The following is a 23,776-nucleotide window of genomic DNA, read 5'->3' as shown; positions in this document are numbered from 1 at the left end:
TCCTTGCCGTCGATGCTTCAGGCCGTCGACGGTTCAGATGGTGAAGCCGCCGTCGACGTTGACGGTGGCGCCGGTGATGTACCGGCTGTCGGGGCCGGCCAGGAACGCGACCGTGGCCGCCACGTCGGCCGGGTCGGCGTAGTGCCCGAGTGCGGTGAAACCGTTGATGGTGGCCGCGTTCGGGCCGTCGGCCGGGTTGAGCTCCGTGTCGGTGGCGCCCGGGTTGACGAGGTTGACCGTGATCGCGCGCGGGCCCAGCTCCCGGCCGAGCGACTTCGTCAGGCCGATCAGCGCGGTCTTGCTCATCGCGTACAGGCTGAATCCGGGAAACACGAGCCGCTCGGCCGTGTTGCTGCCGATGTTGATGATCCTGCCGCCGGCCGCCATGTGCCGCACCGCCGCCTGACTGGCGACGAACGGCGCGCGGACGTTGACCGCGACCGTCTCCTCGAACGCCGCCAGGCCCAGCTCCTCGAGGGGTCCGAGGAGGAAGGCGCCGGCGTTGTTCACCAGGATGTCGAGGCGGCCGAGCTCCGCGGCGGTGCGGTCGACGGCGCCGGCGACCGCGGCGGGGTCGGCGCTGTCGGCCTGGATCGCGACGGCCCGGCGCCCGGCCGCGGCAACGGCCTCGGTGGTCTCCTTCGCCCGCCGCTCGTCGTGCTGGAACGTGAACGCCACGTCGGCGCCCTGGGCCGCGAGGCGCCGCACCACGGCGGCGCCGATCCCGCGCCCTCCGCCGGTCACCAGGGCCACCTTGCCTTCAAGCGTGTTCGTCGTCATGCGGACCAGCCTTCCGCGCGGCGCGGCCCCCGTCTGGCGGCGATCGGACGCGGCGTTCGCTCTCCAGCGGCGGTGCGCCAGACTGTTCGCATGACCGTGCGGTTGGTGGCGTTCGATCTCGACGGGACGCTGACCCGGGGCCCGACGTGCCTGGAGGCGACGGCGGCCAGGCACGGGTTCGCCGAGCAGATGGCGATCTGGGAACGGGCCCGCGGCGACGACGCCATCATCGAGATCCGTGACGCCGTCTGGGCGCTGCTGTGCGGCTGGACCCCCGAGCAGCTGACCGCTCCCCTGGCCGACATCCCGCTCGCCCCGGGCGCCGCGGCCGGGATCGCGGCCCTGCACGCCGCCGGGATCGACGTGGTGATCGTGTCGCTGAGCTTCGCCCCGCACGTCACGCACTTCGCCGACCGGCTCGGCGTCGGCACGGTCATCGCGACCGAGATCCTCGCCGGCGGCGGCTTCCGGCACGTCTTCCCGTCGTCGAAGCCGCTGCTGCTCGAGCAGTACGCGGCGGCCCGCGGCTGGTCCCTCGCCGACGTCGCCGCGGTCGGCGACAGCCACGGCGACGTGCCGATGCTGCGCGCCTGCGGCATGTCCGTGTTCGTCGGCCCCGACCTACCGGACGGCTTCACCCCGACCGTGCACCTACCGGGCGCCGCGATCGACCACATCGCCACGCTGTTCGTCAAGGCGAACACCGACAGGCCTCCGGATGGTCGGGGCATGTGCGGTCAGCTGGAGAGGGTCACCGTGCGAGAAGATCATCCAATTGACCGTCTGGTTGATCGGTGAATGGGAACGCGCTCTCAACGGGGCGGCGCTCCTGAACGACGGTGGCGGATAATGCACGCATGACGGACAGCGTGGACGGCATCGGCTGGCGGTGGCTCGACGTGCGGCTGCACCGGCGGGCCGGCCGGCAGGTCCGGGCCGAGCCGGCACCGAGCCGCCTGCGCCGGGCCGCCACCGTGGCCGTCGCCGCCGTCGTGCAGGCCGGTGCCTTCGCGACCCTGCTGTGCGGTGCCTGGCTGTGCACGGTGCGGTTCCCCAGCGTCGCGCTGCTGCCCGGCGCCGTGCTCGTCCTCTTCGGCGTGCTGACCCTGCCCCGCCCGGCCACCCTGCCCCGCGACGCCGTCACCGCCCGCCGCGCCGACATGCCCGCGCTGCACGCGCTGGTCGACCGGGTCGCCGCCGCGCTGGGCGTGCCCCGGCCCCACCTGGTGGTGCTGGACGACCGGTTCGCCGCCGACTCGGGCTTCGCCGGGTTCCTGCGCCGCCGGTACCTGCGCATCGGCGCCCCGCTCTGGGCGGTGCTCGACCCCGCGCAGCGCACCGCGCTGGTGGCCCTGGAGCTGGCCCGGTTCGGCGGCGGCGACCCGAGCCGGGCCGCGCTCACCGGCACCGTCGAACGCACCCTCGCGACCATGGTCGCCGTGTTCGAGCCCGCCGCGGACAAGCTGCTGCACGCCGGCCGCGAGGACGACGTCACCAAGATGATGGCGGCGAACCCGACGCGGATCGGCCAGCAGCACGCGCAGTCGTACACGAACCTCGCCGGCGACCTCGTACGCCCATTCGTGGCGCTCATGCACGGCGTGTTCGGTCTCGTCCGCCTCGGCTACCTGACGCTGCTGCAGCCCGAGGCGTTCCGGGCGGTGCTGGCCGCCGATGCCCGGGCGGCCGGGGTGGCCGGCGCGCCGGAGGTCCGGTCGGTGCTCGCCACGCGGCTGCTCGCCGAGTCGGTGGTGACGGTCCTGCGCCGCGACGCCCGCGCCGGCGACCGGTCCGGTGCGGTCCGGCGGGACGAGCCTGAAGTGGTCGTCGCCGGCTGGCCGGCCCTCGCCGCCGGCGTCGTGGCGAAGAACGCGCCGTCGATGCCCGCACTGTGCGACGCCGACGTGGCCCGTGCCGTGTCACCGTTCGCGGTCACGCCGCCGCTCGGCCGCCGCATCGAAGTGCTCGCCGAGGCGCCGGCGACGGTGGCGGCCGATCCTGACGAGTCCGCGGCGACGGACGTCGAGCTGCGGCCGATGTACCGCCGGCTGGTGCGGGACCTCAGGAACGGCTGAGACCGGGGCGGTGAGCCGCGCCGTACAGCGCGGAGATCAGCTCGGTGTATCCGGCGGCCGTGCCGATGCCTTGGCGACGCTCGGGATGCACGAGGTAGTGGTGGACGGCGTGGGCCAGGAACAGCGCGTTGACGGTGTCGGTCCTGATCTGGCGCCGGGTCAGGGGCAGGCCGGCGACGCGGACCAGCTCGGGTCTGGCGTACGTGAGCCGCAGCACCAGCGCCGTTGGCGTGGTCGGCGGCAGCGAGGCCGTCGTCAAGGCGTCCCACGGGACGGTGAGCGTGCCGAGCAGGCTGCGGTCCTTCAGGCCGTCCGGCCCCAGCTGCACACCGATGCCCCGCCACACTCCGGCGATCTGCAGCGCGGTCAACACGACGAGCATGACGGCCAGGACGACCATCACGTCGCCCATGGAGTGCCCGAACGGGTCCCGGATCGGCGGGTCGGGTTCCATCGTGTGGAAGTTGACCGTGAATGTAGTCATGTTCGCGCTCATCAAGGCCATGCCGACGGCTTGGAGTACATGGTTCGGCTGCGGCAGGGTCCGGAACGCGCCCGCCGCGGCGTCGACCGTGAACGCCGCCGGCCGCCACCGCTTCAACGCGGAGCCCGCCAGGAAGACTGCCGCGACGGCGAGCACGGACCCCAGCACCGGGATCGCGAACCTGACGCCACTCTCCGGCGCCGACAGCTGGTGCACCCCACGGACACACCGGCAAAGGCCACCGCGCCGCCGAGCACCCGGCGAGGATGGCGGGCGGTGCCGGCGAGGATCGCGGACATCATCCCGGCAGCGTAGAGCGCACGGCACCCACAGGGAAGGTCAACCGATCGGCGCAGGGCCGCTGGCGCTGACCGCGGGTGAGGGCAGCCGGGAGTCCGGGACGCCCCGGGCGCGCAGTGCGGCCAGCACCGCTCCCGGGCCGCCCGGGAACAGCCCGGCCTGCACGGGGTAGCCCCGCCGGCCGCCGCGCGTGCGCATCCGGGGGGCCCGGCCCTTTTTCGTGTCCTGGAACGAGGGCGGCACCGCGGGGTGCGGGACGAGGTCGAGGTTCGCGAAGATCGACCGGCCGCGGACCGTCGCCGACTCGACGCCCGACCACGGGATCAGGACCGCCTGGGCGCGGGTCGTGCCGATCTCCACGCCGGCGGCGGACACCCGGACCCAGTGCGGGCTGCGGAGCGGCATCCCGAGCGACAGTCCGACACCGATGAGGAGTGGGACGATGAACAGCCAGGAGATGAAGTAGTCGACCATGCGGTCGACCGGCCCGCCGAGCAGCGCCGCCAGCCCCACGTAGAACCCGCCGGCGGTCACCCAGCTGAAGACGGCGAGCCAGGCATGGAACGCGACGGCACGGCCCACGGAGCTACGGAACAACACGGCATCAGGCGCTGGCGGCGGCGGGATCACGACATCATTGTGCGGGCATCGGCCCGCTCGCGGGTACCCCGCGTGGTGGGGCGGTGGGCGAAGCGCGGTGCCGCGGGTTTGTGACCGGCGGTCGGGGGCAGAAGGTCGCGCTCGTGAAACGGAGGAGCGCTGTGGAAATCAGGCCGGCGGCGGTGGCGCTGCCGAAGGACACCAGCCACCTTCCGCAGGGTAAGTATGGTCCGATCTTCCCGCGCACGCCCGCGTGTCACGGGTTCACGATCATCGCGGACGTGAAGCCGGGCCACGCCGAGGTGCTGCGGGAGTACGGGCAGACGCTGGCCAAGGCGCTCGAGGCCGACCCGTACCTGCTGGCACCGCTGAAGCTGCACTACCTGCGGTGGGTGCTGTTCGACGACGACACACGGTTCATGTACCAGGGGATCTTCGACACCGACTTCGACAAGTACACCGAGGACGCTGTCGCGCTGTTCACGAAGGCGGGGGTGAGCACCTCGTTCGAGAGCCTTGTCGGGTTCCCGGAGGACTGGCGGACCAACCCGGAGGCGTTCGTGCGGTTCGTCCGGGAGCACCAGTGCCCGAGCTTCATCGAGTACGGCGAGTACCCGTACGTCACGGCGGATGAGATCAAGAAGGCGCTGCGGGTGAAGGCCGCCATGTCCGAGATGCTTGATCAGCTGCAGTGAACGGGCAACGGGTCTACAACACGAGGCACCAGCGCCGCCCGTACACGACGGGACAACGCCGGGTGAGCATCTATGTGGCGTGGAGCTACCCGGCCGAGGCGGGGCGCGACCCGCAGGAGCTCGACGACCGGTTCTCGACGATGACCGAGGTGCGCCGGGTGGCGTGGCCCGCGTACGAGGACCCCGAATTCGCCGATCCGGCTCGGTTCCAGCAGGGCGTCGCCGGCTCGCTCGAGCTGTTCTTCCGGGCGTGGACGCCTTTCCAGGACTTCACCGCCGAGGCCACGGGTCACCCGGTGGCGGTGTACCAGCGCGTCGACCAGGCCGGGTACCTGACGCCGCTGGACGAGCGGGTGCTGGAGGACACCGACACGCTGCTGGTGTTCGGCCTCGACCACCTCGTCACCGGGCAGGAGGCCACCGCCGGCGAGATCGAGGCGGTCCGTGACTGGGTGGGCCGGGAGGGCAGCCGCCTGGTGCTGGGCCCGCACCACGACGTCGGCGCCGGCGACGACCTCACGGTGCGCGACCAGGAGTACCGGCACCACGGTGACGCGCTCGTGCCCCGCCGGCAGCGGTTCGGCCGGTACACCCGGTCGCTCATGGAAGGTCTCGATGTGCCGGTGCGGCATCGGTACGGGCTGCGACCGGCCGTCGTCGAACCCGGCAAAGTCGCTCCGCTGTCGATCGACCGGGACCTCGACACGCACGGCTGGCTGACCGGGGTCACCAGCTTCAACTTCCACATGCACCTGCCGCACTACGCGGTCACCGACGAGCGGGTCGCGAAGGTGCTGGCCCGCCAGCCGATCGACCTCACCCGGCCGCCGCACCCCTTCACCGAGGCGGGCAACACCGAGTTCACCACCTTCGTGTGGCTCCCGCCGGCCGGTTCGCGCGCCGGTCACGTCCTCATGGCCGACTCGACGATCTTCAGCACGCTCTTCGGTGCCGACGAGAGCCTTCGCAACTTCTGGCGCAACGTCGTCACCAGGTGACGGGAGTCCGCGACCATGGACCTGCACGACATCCAGCGCGGCGTGCTCAGCCCGCGGCCGTCACCGTACGCGGCGAGGTACCTCGCGTTCCGGATCGACGACCGCGCCGACGGCCGGGAGCTGATGCGCCGTGCCGCGGCCGTCGTCACCTCCGCCGCCGACTCGACCAGCCCGCTCGGCGAGACGTGGGTCAGCGCCGCCGTCACCTGCAGCGGGCTGCGGGCGCTGGGCGTACCGGAGCGATCCCTCGACTCGATGGCGTGGGAGTTCCGCCAGGGCATGGCGGCCCGCGCGACGGCGCTCGGGGACACCGGGCCGAGCGCGCCGGAGGCGTGGGAGCCGCCGCTCGGGTCACCGAACGTGCACGTGGTCCTGGTCGCCCTCGCGCCGGACACGGCGACGCTGGACGCCGCGATCGACCGGGCCCGCCCCGCGTACGAGCGGCTGCCCGGCGTCACCGCGATCTGGCGGCAGGACTGCCACGCGCCGCCGTCGGAGACCGAGCCGTTCGGCTACCGCGACGGCATCAGCCACCCCGCGGTGGAGGGCAGCGGTTTCCCCGGGACGAACCCCCTCGAGGCGCCGCTCAAGGCCGGCGAGTTCGTGCTCGGGTACCCCGACGAGCTCGGCGGCGTGCAGACCACCGCCCCCGACGTCCTCGGCCGCAACGGCAGCTACGTCGCGTTCCGCAAGCTCCGGCAGGACGTGGCCGCGTTCCGCCGGTTCCTGCGGGCGAGCGCGGACACGGACGGCGAGGAGCTTGTCGCGGCCAAGCTCATGGGCCGGTGGCGCAGCGGCGCGCCGCTGGCGCTCGCGCCCGAGCGCGACGACCCCGCGCTGGGCCGCGCCAACGCTTTCCTCTTCGCCGGCAAGGACCCCGGCGGGTTCACGACGCCCGGCGGCAGCCACATCCGCCGGGCCAACCCCCGCGACTCGGCCGTGGCGGGCGAGGTCCGGCTGCATCGCATGATCCGCCGCGGTACCGCCTACGGCCCGTCCCTGCCCGAAGGCGTCCTCGACGACGACGGCGCGGACCGGGGCCTGCTGTTCGCGTTCGTCGGCGCGCACCTGGGGCGCCAGTTCGAGTTCGTGCAGACCGAGTGGCTGAACAACGGCGTCTTCTTCGGCGCCGGCGACGCCCGCGACCCGATCGCCGCCACCGGCGGCCCGGGCGTGGCGGATTACACGATCCCGCGGCGGCCGGTGCGCCGGAAGCTGCGGGGCATGCCCAACTTCGTCACCACCCGCGGCGGTGAGTACGCGTTCCTGCCCGGCATCACCGCGCTGCGCTGGCTCGGCGAGCAGCGGGCCTGAGGGCGCGGCCGTGGACCTGCATCAGCTGCTCAACGCCGTCACGGTCATCTTCATCGCCGGCACCATGTTCGGCGCCGGCCTCGGCGCGACGGTGCCCGCGCTGCGCGCAACCTTCAGCGACGTGCCGCTGCTGCTGCTCGTGCTGCTGGCCAACCTCATCGTCGTCCCGCTGCTCGGCTGGGGCATGGCGGCGCTGTTCAGCCTGGCGGCGGCGCCGTTCGTCGCGCTGCTGCTGACCGCGTCCTCACCCGGCGGACCCTTCGCCGCCAAGCTGGGCGAGATCCAGGGCGGTGACGTCACCGCCGCCGCCGCGATGCAGGTCCTGCTCGCCGCCGTCGGCAGCATCACCTTCGGCTTCACCGCCAACGCGCTGCTCCGGTTCGCCGGCGTCGGCAGCGGCGCCGCGCTGGACGTCGGCGCGCTCGTGCGCAGCGTCGCGCTCCTGCAACTGGTGCCGTTCCTGATCGGCCTGCTGCTGCGCCGGTACGCGACGCCGACCGCCCTCGCATGGCACCCCGTCACGGTCAAGGTGTCGAACGTGACGTTCCTGATGGTCCTCGCCGGCATGCTGCTGGGCAACTGGACCGACGTCGTCGCTCTGCTCGGCACCCGGACCCTGCTGGCCGGCTTCCTGTTCTCCGCCGTGTCGTTCGCCCTCGGCACGCTGCTGTCCACCGGCCTTCCACGCCGGCGCACCACCATGGGCGGCGTCGCCGCGGTCCGCAACATCGGCCCGGCCCTCGCCGCGGTCAGCCTCGCCTTCGACAACGCACCGACCGTCCTCGGCGCCCTGGCCGCCGTCCTCCTCAGCGGCACCGCCGCCGCGCTCCCCATCGCCGCCTTCCTCGCCCGCCACCGCACCGCCGCCCCCTCGGACACCACCTGACCGACGGCGCGGCCGGCCCGTCGAAGCCCTGCGTCCACGCCGGGGTGGCCCGAGCCCGAACCGCCCCGGCTCGGCTCGGCCATCGCTCCAGCGTCTTACCGCCCGCCGCCACGCCTCACGTCACCCGGCCGGCTCGCGGATCGCGTCGGCGATCTTCACCAGCAGGTGCAGCGCCTGGTCCCCCCACGATGCTGGCGGCACGCCACGCTTACGCTTCGCGGGTGACTGAACATGCGCGCACCGGCACGACGACGGCGACGACGCGCGAGTGGCGGGTCGACGAGGGTTGGGGTGTCCTCGACTCGCCGGACACGCCGGGCGGGTGCTGGACGCACTTCAGCCAGATCGACATGCCCGGTTTCCGGGCCCTGGAGCGGGGCCAGGTGGTCCGCCTCGACTGGGAGTCCCCCGGCCAGGACGGCTTCGACTACCGCGCCGTCCGCGTCGTCCCGTGAACCGGCGGCGCTTGGCGGGTGCTACGCGGTGGCGAGGCGGAGGTGGTGTTCGACGCGGGCCGCGGTGGCGAGGATGTCCGGGGCGCGCAGGTGGTGGACCCGGGCGTTGTCGGAGGTCGCGCCGTGCCGGGACAGCATCTCGGCCATGCGGGTGCGGACGTCGACGCGGGTGCCGTCCGGGCCGACGGTCTGGTCGGCGTACGTGAGGGCGTCGGCGACCAGGGACAGCTCGCGCGGGAACTCCGCCAGCTCGTGGCGCAGGCCGCGGATCTCCGCGACATGGCAGGCGCCCGAGTGGTGGGCGACCAGGGCGTTGATCCGGGCGGACCAGCCGGCGCCGCGCAGGAACCGGGCGCCGTCCAGCGGGTGGAAGCCGGTGTCGCGCACCGGGCCGGCGTAGCCGATGTCGTGCAGCCAGGCGGCGGCGACGACGCGGTCGCGGTCGGCCGGGGACATCGCGGGGCCCAGGGCGGCGCACAGCTCAGCAGCGCGGGCGGCGACGCCGGCGGTGTGCGCCCAGCGCTGCGGCAGGTCGGTGAGCAGGGCCTCAGCGAGGCCCCTGGCCGCGGTGACGTCGACCCGCTGCCGCACCATGGTCGTCATAGGTACGACCGTAGGACCCTGAACGCCCGGTGCCGAGGGCCAGGAAGGGAGTTCGCGTCCGCTTCACCTGTTGTTCATCTTTAGGGAGCGAACGAGAACGGAGCACCGGCGGGCGTTCGTCAGAGGATCTGGCTGATCTTGGTGACGAGGTCGACCAGGGCCCAGCCGGCGAGCAGGGTCAGGGCGCCCCTGGCGATCCAGGTGACCGCCGCCGGCATCCGTTGCCAGACGGTCTGGTCGCTGCCGATCCAGCGGTCGCCGAGCCAGGTGACGAGGACTGTCGCGAGCAGCGGGACACAAAGGCAGAGGCCAACGGCGACGAGTGGCGGGTCGAGCAGCGTGAAGTCGACGCCGTCGCTGTGGACCATCATCGACCCGATGACGAGCGTGGCTCCGAGCGGCACGCTGACCCGCCGCCACCACAGCGGACCGAAGCGCAGACCCCGGATGGCGACCCAGACCAGCCCACCGATCGCGCCCAAGACGGTGGTGGCCAGCAGGAGGTTGATGGTGCCGGCGAGGGTGAACTGGCCGATGACGAAGCCGTCGTCGCTGAGCACCCCAGTTGCCCGGGGGCGGTTCATACGGGCCAGGGCGAGCATGAACAGCCGCCCGCCGATGCCTCCGGCGACCAGCCCGGCGATGCCGCCCGCCAGGGCGGCGACACCCAGCCGGCGGGCCCACTCGACGCCACGCGACAGTGTCGATGTCTGCACTTGCACGGTCATGTCAACGCCTCCGGCTGTCCGAGCCATGATCATAAGTTCCTGGTCTCGGCCCCCGTGTCAGCTTTGAGCGGCGGATCCGTCCGCTGCTTGACACGTCCGATGGCGGGGCGCCTGCAGCATGCTGATGCGCTCACACACCGCCTGCCGGGCGCGTCGCGCCGCGGCGGAGGCCGGCGTCGTGGGCGACCACGATGGCCTGGGCGCGGTCCCTGACGTCGAGCTTGGCGAGGATGTGCCGGACGTGCGTCTTCACCGTCGCCATGCTGATGACCAGGTCGGCGGCGATCTCCGCGTTGGACAGCCCGGCGCCGATGCGGCCGAGGACCTCCAGCTCGCGCTCGCTGAGCTCACTCAGGCCGGGCGGCGGCTCCGCCGGTGCCGCCGGGTCCGGCGGCCGGGCGGTGAAGTGGTCCAGGACGCGGGCCAGGACGCTCGGCGCGAGGACGGGCTCGCCGGCGACGGCGTGGCGGACCGCGTCGCTCAGCCCGTCGGACGTGACGTCCTTGAGCAGGAAGCCGGCCGCCCCTGCCCGCAGGGCGTCGACGACGTGCTGGTCGGTGTCGAACGTGGTCAGCGCCAGCACCCGCGTGCGCCCTGCGGTGCTCTCGACGATCCGCCGGGTCGCCTCGACGCCGTCCATCACCGGCATCCGCAGGTCCATGAGCACCACGTCCGGCGCGTGCGCGGCCACCACGGCGACCGCCTCCGCACCGTCGGCTGCCTCCGCGACCACCTCGAACCCGGCCAGCTCGAGGATGAGCCGCAGCCCGTGCCGGACCAGTTCCTGATCGTCGGCGATGACGACGCGGATCATGTCGCCGCTCCTGGTTGCGGGAGCGTCACGTGTACCTCGAAGCGCCCGCCGCCCTTGGTCGCCGCGAAGGTGCCGCCGAGAAGCTCGGCCCTGTGCCGCATGCCGGCAAGGCCACGGCCCTCCCGGTCGGTGGTCCGGTCTCCTTCCGCGATCCTGCCACCGTCCGCCGACCGTGCCGGCGGGCCGGCGCCGGCGGCGTTCGCCGCCGTGACCGTGACCGTGTCCGGCGCCCAGTGCACGCTGACCGTCACGGGCGTGCCGGGCGCGTGCCGGCCGGCGTTGGTCAGGCACTCGCGGACGATCCGGTGGACCGCGAGCCACACCGACGTGTGACCGGCCCACGGCGTGCCGGTGACGGTGAGCGAGTTCGCGATCCCTGCCTCCCGCGCCCGGCGGGCGAGGTCGGTGAGGCCCGCGGGGGTCGCGTCGGTGGGGTCGGTCGGCGGCGCCACGACGTCCAGGGCGGCGCGGATCTCGCGCAGCGTCCGGTGCGCGGTCTCGCGGATCGCCTCGACCGGCGCGGCGGCCCGGTCGGGGGCGAGCCGCAGCGCCGCCGACGCCGCCTCCGCCTGCACGGCGATCAGCGTCAGCTCGTGACCGAGGACGTCGTGCAGCTCGCGGGCGACCCGGGCCCGCTCCTCGCTGACCGCGGCCTCCTGCACCTTGCGCTTCTCCGCCTCCAGCTCGCGGGCCAGGTCCAGCAGCGCCTGGTGCTGCTGCCGCTGCCGGCGCACGACGCGCCCGGCGAGGACCGGTGCGACGACGACGAGGACCGCGCCGATCGCCGCCGCCGGGGCCTCCGGGCCGAGCAGCGTGCCGACGACCCCCGTCACGCACGCCCACACCGACACCGCCCACACCGCCACGCGGGGCGAGCCGTAGGCGCCGAGGGCGTAGTACTGCAGCATCGCCGTGACGAAGCCCAGCAGCGGGAACCCGTCCATCGAGATGAGCCAGAACGCGCTCGACACCGCGGCCGCTTCGACCGGGTGCCGGCGGCGCCACGCGAGCGGCAGCGTCGAGCCGATGACGTACAGCTCGCCGACCCCCGGCGCGGCGAACGGCAGCACCAGCGCCTGGACGAGCCCGGCGACCGTCAGCACGGCGGTCAGGACGACGTCCAGCCGTGTCACGTGCAGCCGGTCCAGCCTTGCGTTCACGCCGCGAGCGTAGGCCATGACCAGCGTCGCGGGCCTCATCCCACGGGCTGATCGTCGGAGCAGCCCCTGGGTCGATGCGAGTCGGCCGGCGCCGTTCGTACGGTGGCGGCATCCGCAGCTCGCGGACCTCCACCGAACCTTGAGGAATCGCCATGACCTTGACCGAAACCGGCCGCCCCCAGGCGCCGGCCGTCGACGTGACCCGCGCCAGCACCCGCTTCGGGATCGCCTTCACCGTCTGCCAGTTGCTCGTGATGGTGGCGATGACGGTGTTCGTCCTCCCGCACGGCGGCTCGCCGACCGACCCCGCGCTGGAGCGCGGTCAGAGCGTCCTCGACGCCTCACAGCTGTACCGCATCGGCAACTTCGCCTTCATGGCCGCGGGCACGCTGCTGCTCGGGTTCCTCGGGGCGGTGCACGTGCGGCTGCGGCGGGCCGACGGCAGCGGGGTCCTCGCCACCGTCGCGGTCGCGGCGGGTGCGCTGCTGGCGCTGATCTGGCCGCTGGGCGGGATGCTGCACGACGTGGCCCTGGAGGCCGCCTCCGCCGGGGCGGACCTGCGGATCCTCGCGGGGTGGGACTCGGTCGCACCGTTCGGGCTGGCGTTCTCGGTGTTCGCCCGGGTGTTCTTCATGGGGTCCATCGCGCTCGCGCTGCGGGCCGGGGGCCGGAACCCGTGGCTGGTCCGCGCGGCCGTCGTCATCGTCGTGCTCAGCCTCGCCGGCAGCGCGACCCTGGTGGCGGGGGCGATGTTCCCGCTGCTCGCGCTGAGCACCCTGGCGTTCGAGGTCTGGGTCGGCGCCGTCGCCTGGCGCTGGCTCCGCGACGGCCAGTGACGGACCGGGGCCGCTGGCCGGCGACGCGCCGGCCAGCGGCCCGCACGCTCGGCGGTGGCGGCCCAGCCGCCCGTCGACACGTACTCCCACAGCCCGCCGGGCTCAGCGGGAGCGACACGCAGCACCCGGAAGTGCGGGTTCACGGCGCGGATCGGCCCCGCCTCCCACGTCAGCACCTCAACTGGACGGGGACTGAAGAACCACCGGACGTGCTCCTCCAGCGCACCACACAGGTCGTCACACGGCGGGAAGCCGGCCACGGCAGCAGGTTAGCCGAACGGCCGCTGCCCGTCGTCGGCGCCGAAGTCGCCCGGGGACGTGTCGAACCGGCGCGCCACCGCGGCCCGGATCGCCCCGGCGTCGTCGCCGAACGGGCTTGAGCACTCCTGGTACCTCGCGTAGTGCCGCCAGTCGAGGTCCTCGTCCGCGTGGATCCCGCGGAGGAGGACGGCGAGGTCGGGCAGGTCGAAGTGGTCCGCGCCGAGGGCGGCGTCCTCGGCCAACTGCGGCGAGAGACCGTTGGCCTGTGCCTCGTCGTGCATCAGCATGAGGTGTTTGAGATGGAGCAGCCCGGCCGGGGCGTCCGGTGGGGCGGCGTAGGCGCGGTCGATCAGGGCCTCGACGACGTCGCCGAGCCGGTCGCACAGCGGGTCGTGCTGCCAGCGTGGCACGGCCCGCCAGGAGTGCGCGGCGCGCAGCCGCTGCACGTCGTCGATGCCCTGGAGGGCGTCGAGGCCGCGGTGGCGGGGCACGACGGCGCCGGCGAGCACGGCCGTCCGGACGCCGGACAGCACCACCGACGTCTCGTCGTTGCCGGGCTCGACCAGGAACTGGTCGTCCGTCCCCCGAGAGCGCAGCGCCACCAGGCAGTGGGTGTCGCCGACGAGGGCCACGATCACCGAGGCCGTGGGGCTGTCGCAGCGGAAGGCGGAGCCCGGGCCCGCCTCCGGCGAGTCGTAGAAGGCCGCAAGGTCCTCCAGGCGCACCTCTTGATGCCGCCCAGGGTCGCCGAGCGGGCGGAACCAGCAGGTGGTCACCGGAGCCAGCGGAGGGCGGCGTCGGCGGTGTCCTCGGGGGTGCTGTTGAAGGCGATCGCCGCCTCCGGCGCGTGCCGGCGGACGAGGTTGACGGCCTGCTCGAAGAGGAGCAGCAGCGGCTCGTGCTTGCGGATGCCGCCGCCGACCACGACGCAGGTGTAGGGCTTGGCGGTCAGGGCCTCGGTGATCGCGGTGCCGGGGTCCTCGTCGGGAGCGAGGAGGCACAGGTCGGACTCGATGCCGTGCTCGGCGAAGCGGGCCTGGCCGCGGGCGATCGCCGCCACGACGGGCTCGGGATCCCAGCCCGGGATCCGTTCGGGGTCGAGCCCGATCACCAGCACAGGTCCCCGCGACACGTCATCCACGACCCCGATCGTGCCACACAGTCGTGCGACGATCACCGGATGAGCACCGCATCGACGTTCACCGAATTCGCGGCGAGGGAAGCGCGGGGTGTCTCGCCGGTGTACGAGCGACTGTGCCACGCCATCGCCCGGGACGCCGAGGTCGTGGCGCTGCTGGAGACGGTGCCGGAGCCGAAGCGGCAGCCGAACCTGCTGCTCGGCGTGGTGCGGCTGCTCGGCGGGCCGGTGGAGGATCCGGGTGCGTTCCACGACTTCACGGTGGCGAACTGGGCCGCCGTGGAGACCGGGCTGCGGCGGCGCGCCACGCAGACCAACGAGGCCGGGCGGTGCGCGTTGCTGCTGCCGGTCCTCGCCACGCTGCCGCAGCCCCTGGCGCTGCTCGAGGTGGGGGCGTCCGCGGGTCTGGGGCTCTACCCGGACCGGTACCGCTACCGGTACAACGGCGGCGACGTCATCGGCGAGGACGGTCCGGTGCTCGACTGCGCGCTCACCGGCACGGCACCGCCGCGACGGCTGCCGGAGGTGGTGTGGCGGGCCGGCATCGACCTGAACCCGCTCGACGTCACGGACCCGGCCGACGTCGCCTGGCTGGAGTCGCTGATCTGGCCGGAGCACCAGCACCGCCGCGACCGGTTGCGCGCCGCGGCCGCCGTCGCCGCCGCCGACCCGCCGGTCCTGCGCCGCGGTGACCTCGTCGACGACCTGCCGGGCCTGGCGGCGCGGGCGCCCGGCGACGCGACCCTGGTCGTCTTCCACACCTCGGTGCTCTATCAGGTGCCACCGGCTCGCCGTCTGGCGTTCGCGGAGGTGGTACGGCGGCTGCCCGGCCACTGGATCGCGGTGGAAGGCGCGGACGTCCTTCCGTACGGGCGGATCCCGGCGGCACCGGACGACACGCTGCACAACGTGCTGGCCCTCGACGGCCACCCTCTCGCGTGGACCAGGCCTCACGGTCAGGCGATGACCTGGTTCGGCTGAAGCCGGGTCCGCACCACCAGGTCGTGCAGCGCGTCGACGGCCGCCGGGGCCGGCCGGTCTGGCAGGTGCGACGCCTCGCGGGCGGCCTCTAACGCGGCGCGCAGCCGCGGGACGCCGGCGGCCAGGTGCGCGGCGGCGCCGGCGGGCAGCGGCCCATGCTCGGCCTCGCGCTTCGCGGCGAGCAGGTGCGCGCCGCGCAGGTCGAGGTCGGAGTCGACGGACGCGAACCCGTACAGGTGCGCCCCGCTGACCGTCGCGAACAGCAGCGGACGGGCCAGCCCGCGGGCGGCCTCCCCCGCCCACGCCGGCACCTCGATCGTCACGACGGCTCCCGGGCGAGCGCGGCGGTCAGGAGGTCCACGGCTTCCTCGTCGAACGCGACCAGGCGCACGCGCTCGACCGACGTGCGGGCGGTGCGCAGCGTGTCGACCGCGATCCTGGCCGCGGCCTCCGGCGGGAAGCCGTAGACGCCGGTCGCGATGGCGGGGAACGCGAGGCTGCGGACGCCGAGGTCGTCGGCGACCGCCAGGCAGCGGCGGTAGCAGGAGGCGAGGACGGCGGCCTCGTCGTATCCGCCGCCTTCCCAGACCGGTCCGACGGTGTGGATGACGTACCGCACGGGCGGGTCGAGCGCGAACGCCGGCGTCGCCTTCGCGTCGCCCGGGTCGCACGGGGCGATCGCCGCGCCCGCCTCCGCCAGCCGCGGCCCGGCGGCCCGGTGCACGGCCCCGTCGACACCGCCGCCGCCGAGCAGCGACTCGTTGGCCGCGGTCCGATCGCGTCCACCTGCTCCTCGACGATGTCCCCGAGCACCACCTCGATCTCCATGACCGCATGATGCCACCCGGCGATGCGGGCCGGTCAGGTCAGGCGGCCGTGGAGGAAGCCGGTGATCTCCGCTCGGGCGGCCCTGGCGTGCGGGACGACGCCCGGCATGCTGAGGAAGGCGTGGGGGGGCGCCGGCATGTTCGGTGAGGTGCCGACCACCTGCTCCGTGGCGCCCAGGCTTCCGGGTTCGGGTCTTCGGATCGAGGCAGCATCGTGCCCTGATTCCGAAGGAGCACCGATGCGTCACAGACCCACCGTCATCGCCGCATTGAGTGTCGCTGCCGTACTGGCCACCGCCATCCCGGCGCACGCGACGTCGCCCCCGGCACAGATCACGACCTCGAAGAACAACTGGGCGGCCTACCTCAAAACTGCAGGCCGCCGACGGCAGCTACACCGGGGTCCGGGCTGGCGGCAGCTTCAACCACCTGCCGACGTCGACCGCCGCCGGGTGCAGCCCCGAATCCGGACCACCGCGCCACCCTAGGCCGTCCCCCCGCTGCCGGCCGCTGGCAGGCGCGGCGCTCAGCTGCGATCAGGAAATGCAGTGAACAGCTGGCCTGGGTCATGCCCGTAGGCGTAGTCGAGCACGGCCAGACCTGTGGTGCCGGCCGCGAACGCCAGCACGAAGTCGACACAGCCGCCGGCGAAGGGATACATCGTACCGCCGGTGAACGGATTGGGTTCGTAGACGGCCACCTGCCAGTCGCCGGGCGCGTCGCCGTCCGCGATCCAGCAGACCAGGTAGTCGCGGCCGAGCGTCGCCCACGGGACAAGCCGCTCCGGTGCGTCGTCGTCGCGCAGCAGCCCGCGGCGGAACTCCAGGGCGGCCTCCAGCTCTGCCGTCGAGCCGTCACCGTCGGGCTGGTCGACCGCGAGCGTGTCACGGTAGACCCCCGGCGGCACGGTGCGCACATACCGCACATAGTCGGTCGGCAGCGGCATGCCGAACACCGTCTCGAGCGTCTGCTGCGGCACGGGCCGCGTCGGCGCCGGCGGCGAGCCAGCCAGCGCCGTCACGGCCGTCAACGCGTCGGTGGTCACTGGCAATTGTCTACCACGACGTGCACCACCATTGGCGGGCACTCGGCACAGCTCCGCGAGGCGACGACGAAGTCGATCGCGTAGGGCACCGGGTTTCTCCCGGCGTAGATAGGCCAGCCCCATCACCGGTACCAGCCCGGCACACGACACCACATTCGCCTCATCGAACACCGCGCCCACCGCACGGCCGACATTTAGCAATCGCACCTACGCGATGCCCTCTCGAGCACAATGACGGAAGCGTAGAGAACTCCCGTCATCCCAGCTCAGAGGGAATTTCCAAAACCCCCGACACCATCACATCTCGATGTCCGTCGGTGGATCGAGGCTTAGCCCTTCCGCAGGCCCCGCTCCCAGCGGCTCCGGCGCCGGGTCCTCGCCCGCCCGCAGCGCCGCACCGACGTCCGGCGGGCCGCCATCAGCAGCTGCCGGAGCTCCACGGCGACCTCCGGCGGGATGGCGGGGTCGGTCGCCCGCCAGCGACGGCCCTTGACGACGAAGTGGTCGTCATCATCGGTCACTCCCCTGCCACCCGGGCCTGTTTCACCTCGCGGGCGAGGGCCCACCCGTCCGCGACGGGGCCCAGGTGGCCCAGCTTGTCCGGGTTCACCACCGAGCGGATCGTCTGGATCCGGCCGTCGAGGACGTCGAGTGACACGGTACCGGCGACGTTGCCGTTCCCGTCGCGGAACACGGCGCCGGGCTGGCCGTTGATCGTGCACTGCTCCAGGCCCAGGTCCGCACGGAACACCGCCGGGAAGTACGCGGCGAGCAGGCGCGCCACCTTGTCGGCGCCGGCGATCGTGTTGGCGAGAGCGGGTGCCTTGCCGCCGCCGTCGCCGACCATCTGCACGTCGGCGGAGAGCAGCTCGCGCAGCGCGTCGACGTCGCCGTCGCGGAGGGCGTCGAAGAACCGGGCGGCGAGCTCGTCGCGTTCCCGGCGGTCGGCCTCGAAGCGGGGGCGGCCGACGTCCATGTGCCGCCGCGCCCGCACGGTCAGCTGCCGGCACGCCGCCTCGGACCGGCCGACGGCGGCGGCGACCTCGGCGAAGCCGAACCCGAACACCTCCCGCAGCACGAACACCGCCCGTTCGAGCGGCGTCAGGCGCTCCAGCAGCAGCAACGCCGCCATCGAGACGGAGTCGGCGAGCTCCGCGCTGCGTTCCGGGTCGTCGTACGGGTCGGCGAGCAGCGGCTCGGGCATCCAGTCCCCCACGTACGCCTCCCGCCGCACCCTCGCGGAGCGCAGCACGTCGATCGAGATCCGCGTGACCACCGCCGACAGGAACGCCTTCGCCGAGGCGGGCCGGGTGCCGGTCTGCTCGTAGCGCAGCCAGGTCTCCTGGACCGCGTCCTCCGCCTCGGCGACGCTGCCGAGGATCCGGTACGCGATCGCGAACAGCAGCGGCCGCAGCTCCTCGAACTCCTCCACCTTCGTCACGCCATCTCCTCCTTGAAGCCCTGCCGCCACGACGGGTACCGCAGCTGCCAGCCGAGCTCCCGCTTCGCCTTCGCGTTGGAGAAGCCACGCCCTTCCACGAGCGCGCCGACGGCCATCTCCCCGGCGACGAGCCTTGCCAGCCAGACCGGGATGCGCCGCGGCGGCTTGGCCCCGACGCACTCCGCCAGGTACGGCAGCCACACCGCGACCGGGGCCGGCTCGTCGTCGACGATGTTGAAGACCCCGTGCGCCCGCTGCTCGACGGCGAGGACGGTCGCGGCCGCGGCGTCGTCGACATGCACCCACGAGACGTGCCCGGTGCCGCGCCCGACGATCGGCACGAGCCGCCGGCGGACCAGGTGGACCTGCTCGTCATGGGAGCCGGCGCCGTAGAAGCCGCCGTAGCGCAGGACCGCGCCGCCGGCCGCGACGACCGACGACTCGAGGTGGCTGATCGCCTTGGTTCCCTCCACGATCTCCAGGGGGTCGTCCTCGGTCTTCACCCAGCCGCCGTCGCGCCCGCCGTTCATGCTCGCGTGCCCCTGCGCCACGACGTGCGCGCCGCCGGTCGCCTCGGCCGCGGCGAGCAGGTGGTCGATACCTTCGCTGCGCAGCCGGTTGGTGAGCGCGAAGAACCGGTCGGGCCGCCGCGGGTTGGGCTTGCCGGAGTGCCCGGCCGACAGCGCGGTCATCTGGTGCACGATGGTGTCCGGCGCGGCCGCCGCCACCGCCTCGCCGACGGCTGCCGCGTCGAGCCCGTCCATCACGACCCCCTTCGCGCCGAGCTCTTCCAGCAGCCCGACCTTCGCCGCGGTCGTGGTCGTCGCGGTCACCTGGTGCCCGCGCGCCACCAGCAGCGGCACCAGCCGGCGCCCCATGACCCCGGTCCCGCCTGCCACGAACACTCGCATGCCCGTCCTCCTCGTCCCGCGTTCCTCTGTACTCCTCTCCGGGACGAGACAGCCCGCCGTCCTGTGACACCGTGCCGCTTCCCGACGCGGAGTGACCCCCGGCATCCGTACCGACTGCGGCGTTATGCAACCGTGATCCCGGCGCGGGAAGCGGAGGGCGGCGGCGGACACCGCAATGGTGATGGATGACGACGACCGACTGTTGTGGGACCGGGCGCGGGCCGGCGACGCCGCCGCGTTCGGCGACCTGTACGCGCGGCATGCGCGGCAGGTGTACACCTTCTGCTTCTGGCGTACCGGGGACGCCGCGCTCGCCGAGGACCTGAGCGCCGCCGTCTTCCTCGAGGTGTGGGCGGCGCGCGGCCGGACCGAGCTCACCGAGGCCAGCCTGCTGCCGTGGCTGCTCGGGGTGGCGCACAACCTGGTGCGCAACCAGTGGCGGTCCAACCGGCGGCGGCGGGCCGCGCTGGCCCGGCTCCCCCCGCTGCGCGACAGCCCCGACCACGTCGAGGACGTCGCGGCCCGGGTCGACGCGGAGCGCCGGATGGCGGCCGTGCGGCGGGCCTGCGAACGGCTGCCCGAGCGCGAGCTGGAGGTGCTGCAGCTGTGCGCGTGGATGGGGCTCAGCCCGCCGGACGCGGCCACGGCGCTGGGCATCCCGGTCGGGACCGTCCACTCCCGGCTGTCGCGGGCCCGCGCCCGCCTGCGCCGCGAGATCGGCGAGGACGGCGCCCGGGAAGCGGCCGGGCGCCACGGACACGAACCTGATGACGGCGCAGCGCCGTCCCGGCCGGCCCTGGGAGGGACGCGATGAGACCAGATCCGATGAGGCCCGAACCGCCCGACTTCCCCGCCGACCGGCTCCTCGCCCGAAAGGAGCAGGTCATGACCGCCTTCCTCGAACTGCAGCCCGCACCCGCACCGCGCCCCCGCCGGGCTTTCGCCATGGCCGGCGTCGTCGCCGCCGCCATCACCGTCGCCGCGACCGCCGTGGCGCTGGCCGTGACCCAGCCCGACGCGAAGCCCGCGTACGCGCTGAGCCCGAACGGCGACGGCTCGGTGACGTTCACGATCAACGACGCCGGCGACCCGGCCGGCGCCACCGAGGCGCTGCGGAAGGCCGGCATCCACGCCATCGTCCTGCCCGGCCACAAGCCCGGCGAATGCCCTGCCGACCAGCGCGGCACCCGCGACAGCCGCACGTGGTCGTCGCTGATCACGGCGTACCAGAGCTGGGAGTACCGCCGCACCCACCCCGACGCCCTGCACAGCGTCGTCATCCAGCCCGACCGGATCCCAGCCGGCGCGGTCCTGGTCATCGGCACGATCGAGGCCAGCCTCGACGGCGAGCGGCGGCTCGTCGTGCACCCGGAACTCTTCACCGACCCGGGCCCGACCTGCTACGAGACCGACCTCGACGTCGACAAGCTCATGCAGATCGAACGGCAGGTCCGCTCCTCGTGACCATGACACCGCCGACTCGAAGCCAGCGTGTCGAGCGGCGGTGTCCGGGGTCGCCGGCGCGGACGTGCGGCAGGCATGATGTCAGCCGTGACCGACGATGATCCACTCGCAGACCTGGTCCTGGAGCACTGGAGCGCGAGCACGCTGCCGGTGGGGCCGCGCTCGAGCCCGGGGACGGCGTTCTTCTACAACGAGCTGGTGGAGACCACGCCCGACGGCGAGCAGGTCCGTGAATGGTGGCTGACCGCCGACCGGTTGACGCGGACCAAGGTTGGCGAGGTGCGGCTGCGGCCCGAGCTGATCGAGCCCACCGGCGCCGCGCCGGACCACCTGGCCGTGCCCGACTTCGAGCAGATGTGGTCGCGGCGCTCCGGCGTGGCGGTGACCAGCACGGCGTTCCTCCACGAACACGCGGCGAGGAAGGGCTGGTCCTGGTCGACCACGCAGGTCACCGACGGCGCCGTCGCCAAGGCCGAGCACGTGCGCGCCGTCGGTGCGCAGCCGTGCCCGGCGTACGCCCTGGGCCACGTCACCCGGGAACCGGACGAACCGGGTGAGGAGCGGCCGCTGGCCATCGCCACCTCCAGGGTCGCCCGGGACCCGGACGGCGTGGTCCGCTGGCAGGGCACGCTGCCCGACGGCTTCGCGGGCGGCCCCGTCTTCACCGTCGAGCAGCGCGGCACCCGCGAGTTCCACCTGCGCTGCCTGGGCCTGCTCGCATCAGCCGACCGGAACCCGACCGTGCTGACGTTCGACACGATCCACTCCCTGATCGAGGAGCTCGTGCGGCCGAAGCCCCCGAAGCGTGGCTTCTTCCGCCGCCGCTAAGCGCTCGGTGCGGTGAGGCCAGGTCGGCCCGCGTGAGGTGGTGTCCGCTGCGCTGCTCATGATGCCGCCGGCGCGGACGTGACGGGGTCATCGGAACAGCAGGCGGTCCATGCCGTCCATGAGCCAGTCGGCGTAGTCGGCCAACGACCACCCCCGGCCGAGCAGGAGTGCGTCCGCCGTCTGCAGGTTGAGGGCCGCCCAGTAGATGTCGGTGGCGCGCTCGACTGTCAGCCCGGACCGCAGCAGGTGCGAGCAGGACTCGATGATGGCCCTCGCGTCGCTGTAGCGGCGGCGTTCGTACTCCTCCCACGCCGCGGCGATCTCGGGATCACCGGGCGCCGCCTCGCGGAACGACCGCAGGATCGGCCCGGCCGCCGGCAGCCAGTCCACCGTGATCTCGCGCAGCATGCGGAGTTTCTCATCCTTGGCGCGCGCGTTCAGCATCTGCTGGAACCGGTCCTGTGCGAGCAGTGGCACACCGTCGCCGGCGATGCTCCGGTCGACCGCGGCGAGCAGCAATGCGGCCTTGCCGCCGTGCGCGAAGACGGTCTGCGCCGAGACACCCGCATGCGCCGCGATGGCTTTCATGGTCGTCTCGGCGAATCCGAACCGGGTGAAGCACTCCGCGGCGGCGGCGATCACGGCGCTTCGAGTCCGCTCAGCCTGCTGCGCACGGATCTTTGAGTGATATGTCCGCTTTCCTTCGACCACTTATTGACTTTATCAGGGACCAATTCATAGTACCTTGACTCAAGCGAAAGGAGAGATCATGACAACCTCGATCCGCCCGGACGGCGCCCTCGACGTCGAGCAGCTCGTCCTTCCCGGCCAGACGGCCGCACCCGGCGGCCCCGTCGATGCCGCAGCCATGTACGTGATGCACCACGCGTTCCGGCGCGACCTCGCCCTCTTCACCGCGGCCACCGCCGCCACCCCGACCGGGGACCAGGCCTGCTGGAAGCGGCTCAAGCGCCGGTGGGCGCTGTTCTCAGGCGCGCTGCACAAGCACCACCACGGTGAGGATTCCGGGCTCTGGCCGCTGCTGCTGCGGCGCACGGCCGGTAGCGAGGACGCCGCCGTACTGCGCGCAATGGCCGCCGAGCACGAGCACATCGATCCGCTGCTGCAGGCCTGCGGCGCCGGGTTCGCCGGCCTGGCCGCCGGGACCACCGGCGCCGCCGACACGCGCGAGGTGCTCGTCGGGCAGGTCACCGAACTGCGCGACCGGCTCGAGGCCCACCTCGCCCACGAGGAGCGTGACGCGATGGCGCTCGTCCAGGCCCACCTCACCCAGCACGACTGGGAGCGGCTCGACAAGGAGCATTTCGCGCCGCAGTACGGCGCCCGCGACGTCCCCGCGGTGCTCGCCTGGGTGATGCACGGCCTCCCGCCGCACGCCGTACGGCGGATCCCCGGCGGTCCCGTCCTGCGCGCCGTCGGAGGGCTCCTCGTCCGGCGGTTCGCCCGCGCCGAGCGCCGCACCTTCCATTACGTCGCACCGCCGGCCATGAGCACACACACCCGCGTCGCCCCTCGAGACCGCCTGTTCACCTGGGTGAGCAAGAACGCGGCCCGGATACACATCGCCCTGTTCCGCCGCAGCAACGGCCGCATAGGCCACCGCTTCCGCGGCTGTGACGTGCTGCTGCTGACCGTCCGCGGCCGGCGCTCGGGCCGGCAGTTCACCGTGCCGACGCTGTACCTGCGCGACGGCACCGACTACATCGTGGCCGCCTCCAACGGCGGTATCGACCGGGAACCGCAGTGGTGGCTGAACCTGCTGGCCGACCCGAACGCCGTCGTCGAGACCCGCGGCGAACGACTGAGGGTGACCGCGTCGGAGGTGCAGGGCGAGCAGCGCGGCGCCCTGTGGGCCCGGCTCGTCGCATCCCTCGCCGCGTACGAGGGCTACCAGGCCAAGGTGCGCCGCCGGATCGCCGTCGTCCGGCTGCGCCCGCACGCGGCGGACGTGCCCGGCTCGCCACGCTGAGCACTGCACTGCCCCGTGGCGGCCGGTCATGGCCTGAGGCGCTCGATGACCATGCCGGGGGCCGGCCTCAGCCTCGGGCCTGGCGGAGACGATGTCGGGACGGTCTGTCCTCAGTGGACCGTTCACGACCAGATTCACGACGACGTGGGTGAGGATCGCGGC

General features: G+C 73.3%; 28 protein-coding genes and 1 pseudogene. 13 read left to right on the top strand and 16 right to left on the bottom strand.

From position 1 onward, the window contains the following. Nucleotides 1–33 precede the first annotated feature (33 nt). Nucleotides 34–780: an SDR family NAD(P)-dependent oxidoreductase gene (locus ACFY3L_RS02180; protein WP_389317730.1), complete on the bottom strand. Its 747-nt coding sequence runs from the start codon at nucleotides 778–780 to the stop codon at nucleotides 34–36. A gap of 90 nt (nucleotides 781–870) precedes the next feature. Between ACFY3L_RS02180 and ACFY3L_RS02175 the strand changes: the two genes are divergently transcribed. Continuing rightward, nucleotides 871–1,578 (top strand): HAD family hydrolase, encoded by a 708-nt coding sequence (locus ACFY3L_RS02175; protein WP_389317727.1) that lies wholly within the window; start codon nucleotides 871–873, stop codon nucleotides 1,576–1,578. A gap of 59 nt (nucleotides 1,579–1,637) precedes the next feature. After that, the gene (locus ACFY3L_RS02170; RefSeq protein ID WP_389317724.1) at nucleotides 1,638–2,855 is read left to right on the top strand and encodes a hypothetical protein; all 1,218 of its coding nucleotides are present in this window, start codon (nucleotides 1,638–1,640) and stop codon (nucleotides 2,853–2,855) included. Here ACFY3L_RS02170 and ACFY3L_RS02165 read toward each other — a convergent pair. Together ACFY3L_RS02165 and ACFY3L_RS02160 are read right to left on the bottom strand one after the other, a co-directional pair. Further along, nucleotides 2,842–3,507, bottom strand: coding sequence for a hypothetical protein (locus ACFY3L_RS02165; RefSeq protein ID WP_389317721.1), 666 nt, complete (start codon nucleotides 3,505–3,507; stop codon nucleotides 2,842–2,844). The genes ACFY3L_RS02170 and ACFY3L_RS02165 overlap by 14 nt on opposite strands. 171 nt (nucleotides 3,508–3,678) lie before the next feature. Continuing rightward, a complete protein-coding gene (locus ACFY3L_RS02160) occupies nucleotides 3,679–4,221 on the bottom strand; it encodes a hypothetical protein (RefSeq protein WP_389317718.1) in 543 nt (180 codons plus the stop codon). A gap of 179 nt (nucleotides 4,222–4,400) precedes the next feature. Here ACFY3L_RS02160 and ACFY3L_RS02155 point away from each other — a divergent pair, with 179 nt between their 5' ends. The 5 genes from ACFY3L_RS02155 (at nucleotide 4,401) to ACFY3L_RS02135 (ending at nucleotide 8,587) form a co-directional block, all read left to right on the top strand. Further along, nucleotides 4,401–4,934: a hypothetical protein gene (locus ACFY3L_RS02155; RefSeq protein WP_389317715.1), complete on the top strand. Its 534-nt coding sequence runs from the start codon at nucleotides 4,401–4,403 to the stop codon at nucleotides 4,932–4,934. A 62-nt stretch (nucleotides 4,935–4,996) separates the two neighbouring features. Further along, nucleotides 4,997–5,932 carry a hypothetical protein gene (locus ACFY3L_RS02150; RefSeq protein ID WP_389317713.1) on the top strand — a complete coding sequence of 312 codons (936 nt, stop codon included), beginning with the start codon at nucleotides 4,997–4,999 and terminating at the stop codon, nucleotides 5,930–5,932. Nucleotides 5,933–5,947: 15 nt separating this feature from the next. Then, nucleotides 5,948–7,246 carry a Dyp-type peroxidase gene (locus ACFY3L_RS02145; RefSeq protein WP_389317710.1) on the top strand — a complete coding sequence of 433 codons (1,299 nt, stop codon included), beginning with the start codon at nucleotides 5,948–5,950 and terminating at the stop codon, nucleotides 7,244–7,246. Nucleotides 7,247–7,256: 10 nt separating this feature from the next. Next, nucleotides 7,257–8,132 carry a bile acid:sodium symporter family protein gene (locus ACFY3L_RS02140; RefSeq protein WP_389317707.1) on the top strand — a complete coding sequence of 292 codons (876 nt, stop codon included), beginning with the start codon at nucleotides 7,257–7,259 and terminating at the stop codon, nucleotides 8,130–8,132. A 221-nt stretch (nucleotides 8,133–8,353) separates the two neighbouring features. After that, nucleotides 8,354–8,587, top strand: a complete 234-nt coding sequence (locus tag ACFY3L_RS02135; RefSeq protein ID WP_389317704.1) for a cold shock domain-containing protein — start codon at nucleotides 8,354–8,356, stop codon at nucleotides 8,585–8,587. A 21-nt stretch (nucleotides 8,588–8,608) separates the two neighbouring features. On the opposite strand, the gene ACFY3L_RS02130 is transcribed toward ACFY3L_RS02135, so the two are convergent. From ACFY3L_RS02130 to ACFY3L_RS02115, 4 genes are all read right to left on the bottom strand, one after another. Then, entirely contained in the window at nucleotides 8,609–9,190 is a 582-nt protein-coding gene (locus tag ACFY3L_RS02130; RefSeq protein WP_389317701.1) for an HD domain-containing protein, read from the bottom strand. A 119-nt stretch (nucleotides 9,191–9,309) separates the two neighbouring features. Further along, nucleotides 9,310–9,918, bottom strand: a complete 609-nt coding sequence (locus tag ACFY3L_RS02125) for a hypothetical protein (protein ID WP_389317698.1) — start codon at nucleotides 9,916–9,918, stop codon at nucleotides 9,310–9,312. A 130-nt stretch (nucleotides 9,919–10,048) separates the two neighbouring features. Continuing rightward, nucleotides 10,049–10,732 carry a response regulator gene (locus ACFY3L_RS02120; RefSeq protein ID WP_389317695.1) on the bottom strand — a complete coding sequence of 228 codons (684 nt, stop codon included), beginning with the start codon at nucleotides 10,730–10,732 and terminating at the stop codon, nucleotides 10,049–10,051. Then, nucleotides 10,729–11,892 carry a sensor histidine kinase gene (locus tag ACFY3L_RS02115; protein WP_389317692.1) on the bottom strand — a complete coding sequence of 388 codons (1,164 nt, stop codon included), beginning with the start codon at nucleotides 11,890–11,892 and terminating at the stop codon, nucleotides 10,729–10,731. The genes ACFY3L_RS02120 and ACFY3L_RS02115 overlap by 4 nt, the downstream gene beginning before the upstream one ends. 152 nt (nucleotides 11,893–12,044) lie before the next feature. Here ACFY3L_RS02115 and ACFY3L_RS02110 point away from each other — a divergent pair, with 152 nt between their 5' ends. After that, complete coding sequence (locus ACFY3L_RS02110) at nucleotides 12,045–12,728, top strand: hypothetical protein (RefSeq protein ID WP_389317689.1); 684 nt, start codon at nucleotides 12,045–12,047, stop codon at nucleotides 12,726–12,728. Between the two features lie 269 nt (nucleotides 12,729–12,997). On the opposite strand, the gene ACFY3L_RS02105 is transcribed toward ACFY3L_RS02110, so the two are convergent. Together ACFY3L_RS02105 and ACFY3L_RS02100 are read right to left on the bottom strand one after the other, a co-directional pair. Beyond that, the gene (locus tag ACFY3L_RS02105; protein ID WP_389317687.1) at nucleotides 12,998–13,765 is read right to left on the bottom strand and encodes a hypothetical protein; all 768 of its coding nucleotides are present in this window, start codon (nucleotides 13,763–13,765) and stop codon (nucleotides 12,998–13,000) included. Then, a complete protein-coding gene (locus ACFY3L_RS02100) occupies nucleotides 13,762–14,130 on the bottom strand; it encodes a hypothetical protein (RefSeq protein WP_389317684.1) in 369 nt (122 codons plus the stop codon). The genes ACFY3L_RS02105 and ACFY3L_RS02100 overlap by 4 nt, the downstream gene beginning before the upstream one ends. Before the next feature lie 39 nt (nucleotides 14,131–14,169). Here ACFY3L_RS02100 and ACFY3L_RS02095 point away from each other — a divergent pair, with 39 nt between their 5' ends. Then, nucleotides 14,170–15,108 carry a DUF2332 domain-containing protein gene (locus ACFY3L_RS02095; protein ID WP_389317681.1) on the top strand — a complete coding sequence of 313 codons (939 nt, stop codon included), beginning with the start codon at nucleotides 14,170–14,172 and terminating at the stop codon, nucleotides 15,106–15,108. On the opposite strand, the gene ACFY3L_RS02090 is transcribed toward ACFY3L_RS02095, so the two are convergent. The 6 genes and pseudogenes from ACFY3L_RS02090 to ACFY3L_RS02065 all read right to left on the bottom strand — a co-directional run bounded on the left by ACFY3L_RS02090 (nucleotide 15,084) and on the right by ACFY3L_RS02065 (nucleotide 19,332). Further along, a complete protein-coding gene (locus ACFY3L_RS02090) occupies nucleotides 15,084–15,431 on the bottom strand; it encodes a DNA polymerase beta superfamily protein (protein WP_389317679.1) in 348 nt (115 codons plus the stop codon). The genes ACFY3L_RS02095 and ACFY3L_RS02090 overlap by 25 nt on opposite strands. After that, a pseudogene (locus ACFY3L_RS02085) lies at nucleotides 15,428–15,936 on the bottom strand (O-acetyl-ADP-ribose deacetylase). The gene ACFY3L_RS02090 and the pseudogene ACFY3L_RS02085 overlap by 4 nt, the downstream one beginning before the upstream one ends. A 525-nt stretch (nucleotides 15,937–16,461) precedes the next feature. Beyond that, nucleotides 16,462–16,980 carry a hypothetical protein gene (locus ACFY3L_RS02080; protein ID WP_389317676.1) on the bottom strand — a complete coding sequence of 173 codons (519 nt, stop codon included), beginning with the start codon at nucleotides 16,978–16,980 and terminating at the stop codon, nucleotides 16,462–16,464. Nucleotides 16,981–17,309: 329 nt separating this feature from the next. Continuing rightward, entirely contained in the window at nucleotides 17,310–17,501 is a 192-nt protein-coding gene (locus tag ACFY3L_RS02075) for a hypothetical protein (protein WP_389317673.1), read from the bottom strand. After that, nucleotides 17,498–18,421, bottom strand: a complete 924-nt coding sequence (locus tag ACFY3L_RS02070; protein ID WP_389317671.1) for an RNA polymerase sigma-70 factor — start codon at nucleotides 18,419–18,421, stop codon at nucleotides 17,498–17,500. The genes ACFY3L_RS02075 and ACFY3L_RS02070 overlap by 4 nt, the downstream gene beginning before the upstream one ends. Further along, nucleotides 18,418–19,332, bottom strand: a complete 915-nt coding sequence (locus ACFY3L_RS02065) for an NAD-dependent epimerase/dehydratase family protein (protein ID WP_389317668.1) — start codon at nucleotides 19,330–19,332, stop codon at nucleotides 18,418–18,420. The genes ACFY3L_RS02070 and ACFY3L_RS02065 overlap by 4 nt, the downstream gene beginning before the upstream one ends. A gap of 181 nt (nucleotides 19,333–19,513) precedes the next feature. On the opposite strand from ACFY3L_RS02065, the gene ACFY3L_RS02060 reads away from it, so the two are divergent. The 3 genes from ACFY3L_RS02060 to ACFY3L_RS02050 all read left to right on the top strand — a co-directional run bounded on the left by ACFY3L_RS02060 (nucleotide 19,514) and on the right by ACFY3L_RS02050 (nucleotide 21,624). Then, entirely contained in the window at nucleotides 19,514–20,146 is a 633-nt protein-coding gene (locus tag ACFY3L_RS02060; protein WP_389317665.1) for an RNA polymerase sigma factor, read from the top strand. Between the two features lie 71 nt (nucleotides 20,147–20,217). Continuing rightward, nucleotides 20,218–20,796 carry a hypothetical protein gene (locus ACFY3L_RS02055; RefSeq protein ID WP_389317662.1) on the top strand — a complete coding sequence of 193 codons (579 nt, stop codon included), beginning with the start codon at nucleotides 20,218–20,220 and terminating at the stop codon, nucleotides 20,794–20,796. Nucleotides 20,797–20,883: 87 nt separating this feature from the next. Continuing rightward, on the top strand, nucleotides 20,884–21,624 hold the full coding sequence (locus ACFY3L_RS02050) for a hypothetical protein (RefSeq protein ID WP_389317660.1): 741 nt from the start codon (nucleotides 20,884–20,886) through the stop codon (nucleotides 21,622–21,624). Between the two features lie 87 nt (nucleotides 21,625–21,711). Here ACFY3L_RS02050 and ACFY3L_RS02045 read toward each other — a convergent pair whose 3' ends face one another. Next, the gene (locus ACFY3L_RS02045) at nucleotides 21,712–22,266 is read right to left on the bottom strand and encodes a TetR/AcrR family transcriptional regulator (RefSeq protein WP_389317657.1); all 555 of its coding nucleotides are present in this window, start codon (nucleotides 22,264–22,266) and stop codon (nucleotides 21,712–21,714) included. A 127-nt stretch (nucleotides 22,267–22,393) separates the two neighbouring features. Here ACFY3L_RS02045 and ACFY3L_RS02040 point away from each other — a divergent pair, with 127 nt between their 5' ends. Further along, nucleotides 22,394–23,614, top strand: a complete 1,221-nt coding sequence (locus ACFY3L_RS02040; RefSeq protein ID WP_389317654.1) for a nitroreductase/quinone reductase family protein — start codon at nucleotides 22,394–22,396, stop codon at nucleotides 23,612–23,614. Nucleotides 23,615–23,776 lie beyond the last annotated feature (162 nt).

The sequence above is a fragment of the Dactylosporangium sp. NPDC000521 genome, from assembly GCF_042898305.1.
In the GTDB taxonomy this organism is placed as follows: Bacteria; Actinomycetota; Actinomycetes; order Mycobacteriales; family Micromonosporaceae; genus Dactylosporangium.
Note: the sequence above shows the minus strand (reverse complement) of the source record. Positions and strands in the feature narration are given on the sequence as shown.